General features: G+C 70.7%; 8 protein-coding genes. 5 read left to right on the top strand and 3 right to left on the bottom strand.

Going from position 1 to position 8,811, the window contains the following annotated elements:
• Nucleotide 1: 1 nt before the first annotated feature.
• Both AQI88_RS36530 and AQI88_RS36525 read right to left on the bottom strand, forming a co-directional pair.
• Nucleotides 2-1,828, bottom strand: coding sequence for an acyl-CoA dehydrogenase (locus AQI88_RS36530; RefSeq protein WP_067008237.1), 1,827 nt, complete (start codon nt 1,826-1,828; stop codon nt 2-4).
• Between the two features lie 132 nt (nt 1,829-1,960).
• A complete protein-coding gene (locus AQI88_RS36525; protein ID WP_067008235.1) occupies nt 1,961-2,731 on the bottom strand; it encodes an alpha/beta fold hydrolase in 771 nt (256 codons plus the stop codon).
• Nucleotides 2,732-2,867: 136 nt separating this feature from the next.
• Between AQI88_RS36525 and AQI88_RS36520 the strand changes: the two genes are divergently transcribed.
• The 5 genes from AQI88_RS36520 to AQI88_RS36500 all read left to right on the top strand — a co-directional run bounded on the left by AQI88_RS36520 (nt 2,868) and on the right by AQI88_RS36500 (nt 6,649).
• Nucleotides 2,868-3,353, top strand: coding sequence for an SseB family protein (locus AQI88_RS36520; RefSeq protein WP_067008229.1), 486 nt, complete (start codon nt 2,868-2,870; stop codon nt 3,351-3,353).
• 119 nt (nt 3,354-3,472) lie between these two features.
• The gene (locus AQI88_RS36515) at nt 3,473-4,444 is read left to right on the top strand and encodes a pirin family protein (protein ID WP_067008227.1); all 972 of its coding nucleotides are present in this window, start codon (nt 3,473-3,475) and stop codon (nt 4,442-4,444) included.
• 208 nt (nt 4,445-4,652) lie between these two features.
• Nucleotides 4,653-4,934, top strand: coding sequence for a hypothetical protein (locus AQI88_RS36510; protein WP_067008223.1), 282 nt, complete (start codon nt 4,653-4,655; stop codon nt 4,932-4,934).
• Between the two features lie 267 nt (nt 4,935-5,201).
• On the top strand, nt 5,202-5,513 hold the full coding sequence (locus AQI88_RS36505) for a hypothetical protein (protein ID WP_159050483.1): 312 nt from the start codon (nt 5,202-5,204) through the stop codon (nt 5,511-5,513).
• Between the two features lie 89 nt (nt 5,514-5,602).
• Nucleotides 5,603-6,649 (top strand): AI-2E family transporter, encoded by a 1,047-nt coding sequence (locus tag AQI88_RS36500; protein WP_067008217.1) that lies wholly within the window; start codon nt 5,603-5,605, stop codon nt 6,647-6,649.
• Between the two features lie 17 nt (nt 6,650-6,666).
• On the opposite strand, the gene AQI88_RS36495 is transcribed toward AQI88_RS36500, so the two are convergent.
• Nucleotides 6,667-8,808, bottom strand: coding sequence for an ATP-binding SpoIIE family protein phosphatase (locus AQI88_RS36495; protein WP_067008214.1), 2,142 nt, complete (start codon nt 8,806-8,808; stop codon nt 6,667-6,669).
• Nucleotides 8,809-8,811 lie beyond the last annotated feature (3 nt).

Genomic DNA, 8,811 nt, shown 5'->3' with positions numbered 1-8,811 from the left:
ACTAGAACGCGGCCTCGTCCAGCTCCATCAGGTCGAGGTCGACGTTCTCCGAGACCTTGCGGGCCAGGGTGAGACCCGGCAGCACGTTGGCCGCGAAGAACTTCGCCGCCGCGATCTTGCCGGTGTAGAACGCCACGTCCTTGGAGGAGGCCGTCTGCAGCTTCTCGGCGGCGATGGCGGCGCCCTTGAGCAGCAGGTAGCCGACGATCACGTCACCGGAGGCCAGCAGCAGGCGGGTGGTGTTCAGGCCCACCTTGTAGATGTTCTTGACGTCCTGCTCGGTGGCCGCGAGGTCGGTCAGCATCAGGCCGACGATCGCCTCCAGCTCCACGGCCGCCTTCGCGAGGTGCTCGCGGGCGCCCGCCAGCTCCTCGCCGCCGGTGCCCAGCGCCAGGAACTTCTTGATGTCCTCGGCGAGGGCGTTCAGCGCGGCGCCCTGGTTGCGGACGATCTTCCGGAAGAAGTAGTCCTGGCCCTGGATGGCGGTGGTGCCCTCGTACAGGGTGTCGATCTTGGCGTCCCGGATGTACTGCTCGATCGGGTACTCCTGCAGGAAGCCGGAGCCGCCGAAGGTCTGCAGCGACTGGGCGAGCTGCTCGTAGCCCTTCTCGGAGCCGTAGCCCTTCACGATCGGCAGGAGCAGGTCGTTGAGCGCGTGGTCGGCCTTCGTGTCCTCGCCGTTCGCCTCCTTGACCGCGATCGTGTCCTGGACGGAGGCGGTGTAGAGGACGAGGGCGCGCATGCCCTCCGCGTACGCCTTCTGCGTGATCAGCGAGCGGCGCACGTCGGGGTGGTGGGTGATGGTGACCTTGGGGGCCGACTTGTCCATGAAGTTGGCGAGGTCGGGACCCTGGACGCGCTCCTTGGCGTACTCCAGCGCGTTCAGGTAACCCGTCGACAGGGTCGAGATCGCCTTCGTGCCGACCATCATCCGGGCGAACTCGATGATGCGGAACATCTGGCGGATGCCGTCGTGCTTGTCGCCGATCAGCCAGCCCTTGGCGGGGTGCTGGTCGCCGAAGGTCATCTCGCAGGTGTTGGAGGCCTTCAGGCCCATCTTGTGCTCGACGTTCGTCGCGTACACGCCGTTGCGCTCGCCCAGCTCGCCGGTCTCGAAGTCGAAGAGGTACTTCGGGACGAGGAAGAGGGACAGGCCCTTGGTGCCCGCGCCGGCACCCTCGGGGCGCGCGAGCACGTAGTGGAGGATGTTCTCCTCCATGTCGTGCTCACCGGAGGTGATGAAGCGCTTCACGCCCTCGATGTGCCAGGAGCCGTCCTCCTGCTGGATGGCCTTGGTGCGGCCGGCGCCGACGTCCGAACCCGCGTCGGGCTCGGTGAGCACCATCGTGGAGCCCCAGGTCCGCTCGACCGCGATCTGCGCGATCTTCTTCTGGACCTCGTTGCCCTCGTCGAAGAGGATGCCGGCGAACGCCGGGCCGGAGGAGTACATCCACACGGCCGGGTTCGAGCCGAGGATCAGCTCCGCGTAGGCCCAGATCAGGGACGGGGGAGCCGTCGTGCCGCCGATCTCCTCGGGCAGGCCGAGGCGCCAGTACTCGGAGTCCATGAAGGCCTTGTAGCTCTTCTTGAAGGACGCCGGGACGGGCGCGGTGTTCGTCTCGGGGTCGAAGACCGGCGGGTTGCGGTCGGCGTCGGCGAAGGACTCCGCCAGCTCGTTCTCCGAAAGCCGGGTCAGCTCCTCCAGGACGCTCTTGGCGGTGTCCGTGTCCATCTCCTCGAACGGACCGGTGCCGTACAGCTTGTCGCGGCCGAGCACTTCGAAGAGGTTGAACTCGATGTCGCGGAGATTGGACTTGTAGTGCCCCATGGTGACGGCTCCGTATAGGACTCGGCGAGGCACTGGCTCCTCGCATCTGGTTCACGTACCAACAAGTAGCTACGATGATGCTACCCGTCGGTAATAAGAAGCAACCCCTGCCGGTCCAAGTGTGAGAAGGGTCTACTCGGCCGCGCCCGAAAGCAGCGTCGCCCAGCGCTGCGGCTGCTCGGCGAAGGGCAGATGGCCGCCAGGTATCTCCACCAGCCGGGCCCCGGGTATCCCGGCCGCCACCGCCCGGTGCAGCCGGGGCGGTACGAGGGCGTCGTCGGCCGGCGAGACGACCAGCGTGGGTGCCGTGATCCGGCCCAGGTCGGCGGTCACGTCCAGCCGCTCCACCAGCTCCACATGCTCGGGCGTGCCCTCCGGCGCCGTCGCCCCCGCCTCCTTCACCGCCGCCTCCACGCCCTGCCGGCCCAGCGCCTCCAGCGCGGCCGGACTCAGGGCACGGGCGAGCAGGAACCGCCCGAGCGTGTCCGGATCCCCGGCCTCGACGAGTGCCCGCCACACCTGCGCGGTGAGCCGCAGCGCGGCGTCGGCGCGGGCGAAGGGTGCGGTCAGCACCAGGGCCGTGACCCGCTCCGGGTGGCGCGTCGCCAGCCGTATCGCCACCGGCCCGCCCAGCGAGAACCCCGAGACGGCGAATCGCTCGATCCCCTGCGCGTCGGCCGCGGCGACCAGCCGGTCGGCCAGCTCGTCCAGTTCGAGCGGCCGTGTCGACCGAGGAGCGGTGCCCGCGCCCGGGTAGTCGGCGCCGATCACGGTGTACCGGGCCGTCAACTCCTCCATCACGGGCCCGTAGTTGGCGGCGACGGAGCCGCCGGCGCCGTGTGCGAGGAGCAGGGCGGTGCGGGCACCGGACGTCGAGCGCGAGCCGGAGTCGGATCCGGACATGGGGCACCCCCGGGGTGTGAACAGCGGAGCAGGATCTGTAGCGGTCGATACAGAAACGGTACCAGCGTTCTCTAACGCTCGCTACATAAATTTCCCGAGCCCCGCCGGACCCTTGCCGCTCGGTACGCTTGCGCCCATGTACGGATACGGCCAGCCCATGGACGGGGGCGCCGCTCAGCAGCAGTACGCCCAGCCGCAGCAGCAGATGCCGGGCGGTGTCGGCGGGTACGGCCAGCAGCCGCCGCTCTACCCGGAGCCGTCCCCGCCCTCGCTCGCGGACGCGGTGCGCGCCTTCACCACCGGGCAGATGTCCGCCGAGGACTTCCAGCAGATCTTCGCGACGTCGAAGGTGTACTGCCCACGCGGCGACACCCCCGGCTTCCTCGCCCTGCACAACACCCAGCAGCCGGTGATCCCGATGTTCACCTCGCTCAAGGAGCTGCGCCGGTACGCGGGCAAGGAGTCCAAGTACTTCGTGATCACCGGTTCCGAGGTGATCGACCTGCTGCCGACCGGCTACGGCTTCGTCCTGGACATGGAGGGCGAGCACCGGATGGTGTTCGACGCCAAGGCGGTGGAGCAGATGGTCGACTTCGCGATGCGCCGGATGTACGGCGGCTGACGCGCGCGGAAGCGGTCGGAGCCGCGGAGCCCGGAGGGAATTCCCTCCGGGCTCTCTCTGTTACAGGTGGCAGAAAGTTCAACGCTCAACTAAAGTGGGCGTACAAGGAGGTACCGACCATGCCTGCAGTGACCGTCGAGAACCCGCTGACGCTGCCCCGGGTGACCGCTCCCGCCGACGCCGTGGCGCGTCCCGTGCTCGCCGTCACGACCGCGCCGAGCGGTTTCGAGGGCGAGGGTTTCCCGGTGCGCCGGGCGTTCGCCGGGATCAATTACCAGTACCTCGACCCGTTCATCATGATGGACCAGATGGGCGAGGTGGAGTACGCGCCGGGCGAGCCCAAGGGCACCCCCTGGCATCCGCACCGCGGCTTCGAGACCGTCACCTACATCATCGACGGGATCTTCGACCACCAGGACTCCAACGGCGGTGGCGGCACCATCACCAACGGCGACACCCAGTGGATGACCGCGGGCTCGGGCCTCCTGCACATCGAGGCTCCGCCGGAGAAGCTCGTCATGTCCGGCGGTCTCTTCCACGGCCTCCAGCTGTGGGTGAACCTCCCGGCCAAGGACAAGATGATGGCCCCGCGCTACCAGGACATCCGCGGCGGCAACGTCCAGCTGCTGACGTCCGCCGACGGCGGCGCGCTGCTGCGTGTCATCGCGGGCGAGCTGGACGGCCACGCCGGTCCCGGCATCACGCACACGCCGATCACGATGATCCACGCGACCCTCGCTCCGGGCGCCGAGATCACCCTGCCCTGGCGCGAGGACTTCAACGGCCTCGCGTACGTCCTCGCGGGCCGCGGCAGCGTCGGTACGGACCGCCGGCCCGTCCACGTGGGCCAGACCGCCGTCTTCGGCACCGGTTCCTCGCTGACCGTCCGCGCGGACGAGAAGCAGGACGCGCACACGCCGGACCTGGAGGTCGTCCTCCTCGGCGGACAGCCCATCCGTGAGCCCATGGCGCACTACGGCCCGTTCGTCATGAACACCAAGGACGAGCTGATGCAGGCCTTCGAGGACTTCCAGAAGGGCCGCCTGGGCACGATCCCGGCCGTGCACGGGATGACCGAGGGCGGGCTGTAGCCCTCGCCGGGACCGCACACGACCGAGCCCCGTCCGGACCTGGACGGGGCTCGGTCGCATCCGGGCCGCGTCGGTGCAGCGACTCAGGAGTACGAAGATCATAGAATCGGCGTGTCGATGTCCGTTTTGTATTAGTTTCCTATTAATCTCCCTCACTGTAAGAGGTCGATCTGTGGCAGATCGCATCGACTCACTCCATGGAGATGACATGCACAAACTTCGCAAGGCGGCCGTTTTGGTCGCTGCCCTCGGCAGTGTCGGACTCGTGAGCGCCGGCACTGCCCACGCCGCACCCATGGGCCGAGGGGGTGAGGGCTGGGGTGGCATGCAGAGTTCCAACTGCAAGTCGCACGACCTGAACCTCGACGTCCTCGGCGAGGTCGGGATCCTCAACGGCCTGCTGGGCAACGCGCTCAACGGCGAGGGCGACCCGGGTGCACAGGGCACCCACATCGGCTCGGTCATGGGGTGTAACAACAGCGCCGGGTAAGAGTCGATTCAGTACCTCTGACGGCGGAAAGTGGCTGATCACGTGCGTGGTGACCGCACGCACGCACGGCCATGGACCACGACGAAGCCCGCATCCGCGCGTGTGGATGCCACGCCTGGGTGAGGTCCAGGGGCGCGCTCCGGCGCCCCTGGTATCACCGCCCACCACCGCGTGAACCGGTGGGTGAGCGGGCGGAGTCGGCGCCTGTGGAGGGAGAGAGAGCGGGCCTTGTGCGGCTCGCGTCCCCGGTGACTGGTGGAGCAGACGGTGAAGCCCCCCGCGACGATGGCGCGGGGGGCTTCCCGCGTGTGGCTCCCCCTGCGCACCCTGCGCACGTACGAGCGCAAGAGGCTGATCCCGGCCCTGCCGGAGCACGGCGAGCCGGAGGTGCGCCGGGTGGAACTGGTCGCGGTCACGGCGGTCCTGCCGGCCGGGGACGCCGGCCTGACGGAGTGCGTACGGCGGTGCTGGTCCGACCTGAGGGCGACGCTCGAGGAGCGGACGGGGGCGGCACCGGAGGAGGTGAGGGCGTTCCTGGCGCAGGAGCTGCTGCTCGTCGTGGAGCGGGCGCTGGGGTGAGCGCTGGGGTGAGCGCTGGGGTGAGCGACCCTCACCCGGACGGGCCCGTGCGGCAGGACAGCCGTACCTGCGCATGATCCGCTGGATGCGTGCTGTCGCTGCCCGAGCCCGTTCGCCGTCTCGCCGCCTGGTGTGCCGTGCTGCTGCTCGTCACCGGGGTCGGATGGGTGGGGGTGCGGCTGTGCTCGGAGTTCCGGACCGCTGTCGTTCCGGTGCTGCTCGCCCTGCTCGGGAGCGCGCTGCTCGGGCCGTTGCACCGCAGGCTGGTCGCGGCGGGGGTGCAACGCTCGCTCGCGGCCGGGCTGACCTGTGTCGCCGTCGTGGCCGTCGTCGGCGGCGCCGTCTACATCGTCGTCGCCGCCCTGATCGACACCGGGGACCAGATCGTCGCCTCGCTCCGGGACGCCGCCGCATCGGTCGCCCAGCACTTCGGGGCCGCCGGAACCGGGCTGGACGACCTCGCCGCCAACGCGCGCAAGCTGCTCGGCAGGTTCGGCGGCACCGCCGTGTCCAATGTCATCAGCGGGGTCAGCGTGGTCGGCGAGTCCCTCGCGATGGCCGTGCTCGCACTGCTGCTCGTCTTCTTCTTCCTGCGCGACTCCCACCGGGTGGTCGAAAACCTCCGCGCCGTCGCCCCCGGGGAGACCGCCGACACCCTGGAGGCCATGGCACGGCGCGCCTACGAGGCCGTCGAAGGGTTCATGCGCGGTACGACCCTCATCGCCCTCATCGACGCCACCTGCATCGGCATCGGCCTGCTGATCCTCAAGGTGCCCGGCGCGGTCGGCCTCGGCGCGCTCGTCTTCGTCACCGCCTACATCCCCTACCTCGGCGCCTTCCTCTCCGGCGCGGTGTCCGTGCTGGTCGCCCTCGCCGACCGCGGCTTCGTCATCGCGCTGTGGGCGCTCGGGGTCGTGCTCGCGGTGCAGGTACTGGAAGGGCATGTGCTCCAGCCGGCCATCCAGAGCCGGACCGTGCAGATGCACCCCGCGGTGGTGATGCTGACGATCACCGCCGGGGCGTCCGTCGCGGGCATCCTCGGCATGCTCCTCGCGGTACCGCTGACCGCGGCCGCCTTCGCGGTCGTCCACGAACTCCGCACCCGGTACGGGGCACCCGCGCCGTCGGACTCGTAGCCCTCCCGCGACAGGCCCTACGGGCCGGTGCCCGCGGACTCGTTGAGCTCGAACCAGATGCTCTTGCCCTCGCCCCGCGGATCCACCCCCCACGCGTGCGCGAGCAGTTCGATCAGCACCAGGCCGCGGCCGGAGGAGGCCAGCTCCCCGGGACGGCGCTTGTGCGGGAGGTCGTCGCCGGCGTCCGTGACCTCCACCCGCAGCCGGCGCCCGCCCGGCTCCCCGGCGACCTCGGCGAGCAGCAGCGCGTCGGCGTCGGTGTGGACGAGGACGTTGGTGACCATCTCGGAGACCAGCAGCACCGCCGCATCGACCTGCTCGGCGCCGGCCCAGTCGTGCAGCAGCTCGCGCAGGTGCTGGCGGGCCTCGGCGATCCGCTCGGGCTCGTCCTGCGCCACCGACAGCAGCGTGCGCCGCACCCGCGGCCGCACCCTGACAGGGGCGCCGCAGCCGCAGCCCTCCCCGGGACGGCACAGCAGCAGGACCGCTATGTCGTCCTCGCGGCGGTCGGCCAGCGGGCCGGTGGTGTGGTGTGAGGACGGCCCGTGCACGCCCTGCACCAGGGCGTCGGCCAGCACCTCCAGGCCGCGCTCGGGATCGGTGTCGTAGGCGTCGAAGTCCTCCAGGATCGCGCGGATGCGCCGCCAGCCGCTCTCCATGTCGTGCCCGCCGGTCTCGATCAGGCCGTCGGTGCACAGCACCATGGTCTCGCCGGGCTCCAGCGTGAACCGGGTCGTCGGATAGTCGGCGTCCGGGTCGATGCCCAGCGGCAGCCCGCCCGCGGTCGGCCGCATCATCACCGTGCCGTCGGCCATGCGGATCGCCGGGTCCGGGTGCCCGGCGCGGGCGATCTCCAGCCGGCCGGTCGCCGGATCCGCCTCCGCGTACAGACAGGTCGCGAAGCGCAGGTCGGTCAGGTGTTCGTCGTGGGTGATGCCGTGCAGGAAGCGGGAGGCGCGGGAGAGCACGGCGTCCGGTCGGTGGCCTTCGGAGGCGTAGGCACGCAGCGCTATCCGCAGCTGGCCCATGAGGCCCGCTGCGCGTACGTCATGACCCTGGACGTCCCCGATGGCCAGCGCGACCCGCCCGTTCGGCAGGGGGATCAGGTCGTACCAGTCCCCGCCGACCTGGAGCCCGCCGCCGGTCGGGATGTAGCGGGCGGCCGCCCTCAGCCCGGGGATCTCCGGGCCCAGCGAGGGCAGCATGGAGCGCTGCAGGCCCTCCGCCAGCTCCCGCTGGGAGTCGGCGGCGCCGGCCCGGGAGAGGGCCTGGGCGAGCATCCGGGCGACCGTCGTCAGGACCGCACGCTCGTCCGGTGTGAAGGCCACCGGATAGGTGAAGGCCGCCATCCAGGCGCCCATCGTCCGCCCGGCCGCCGTCAGCGGCAGGAACGCCCACGAGTGCCGGCCGAAGGGCTGGGCGAGCGGCCAGGTGACCGGGTAGCGCTCCTTGTACTCCTGCGGGGAGGACAGATAGACCGCCCGGCCGGTGCGGACGACCTCGGTGGCCGGGTAGTCCGTGGTCAGCGGCATATGGGAGAAGGGGCCGCCGTCGCCGGGCTGGTGCCCGTGGTGGCCGATGATCGACAGCCGGTCGCCCTCGACGCCGAACACCGCGAGCCCGTCCGGCGAGAACCCGGGCATGGACAGCCCGGCCGCGACCCGCAGCACTTCCTGCGTCGACCGCGCCTCCGCCAGCGCCCGGCCCGCGTCCAGCAGGAACGCCTCCCGGGAGCGACGCCAGTCCCCGGTGACCCCGCTGCGGCCCGCCGTCGCGCCCGGGGCCGGTTCGGTGACCTCCTGGAGGGTGCCGATCAGCTCGTAGGCCTGCCGCTCGGGGTCGTAGGACGGCTTCGAGCGGCTGCGTACGACCCGGACGACCCGCCCCTGCTCGTCCATGATCCGGATGCGCACCTCGGCGAGCGTGCCCTCGGCCACCGCGAGCTGGACGACCCCGGTGATCTCGTTCCAGTCGACCGGATGAAAGCGGGCGCGGGTCTGGCCCTGCGTGAGGGTGGTCGGCTCCGCGGGCAGCCCGAGCAGCCGCGCCGCCTCCGCGTCCACGGTGACCAGGCCGGTGGCCGTGTCCCAGTGCCACAGCCCGGTCGCGAGGGCGGCGAGGACGTCACCTACGGACGGCAGGGGCTCGCCTGTGCGCATTGC

The organism is Streptomyces cellostaticus (assembly GCF_001513965.1).
Taxonomy (GTDB): Bacteria; Actinomycetota; Actinomycetes; order Streptomycetales; family Streptomycetaceae; genus Streptomyces; species Streptomyces cellostaticus.
This window is presented reverse-complemented; position numbering and strand designations above follow the sequence as displayed.

Bases quoted from the DNA above. Each gene is read 5' to 3' on its own strand.
- AQI88_RS36530 (WP_067008237.1), bottom strand. From the start codon at position 1,828: ATGGGGCACTACAAGTCCAATCTCCGCGACATCGAGTTCAACCTCTTC.
- AQI88_RS36525 (WP_067008235.1), bottom strand. From the start codon at position 2,731: ATGTCCGGATCCGACTCCGGCTCGCGCTCGACGTCCGGTGCCCGCACC.
- AQI88_RS36520 (WP_067008229.1), top strand. From the start codon at position 2,868: ATGTACGGATACGGCCAGCCCATGGACGGGGGCGCCGCTCAGCAGCAG.
- AQI88_RS36515 (WP_067008227.1), top strand. From the start codon at position 3,473: ATGCCTGCAGTGACCGTCGAGAACCCGCTGACGCTGCCCCGGGTGACC.
- AQI88_RS36510 (WP_067008223.1), top strand. From the start codon at position 4,653: ATGCACAAACTTCGCAAGGCGGCCGTTTTGGTCGCTGCCCTCGGCAGT.
- AQI88_RS36495 (WP_067008214.1), bottom strand. From the start codon at position 8,808: ATGCGCACAGGCGAGCCCCTGCCGTCCGTAGGTGACGTCCTCGCCGCC.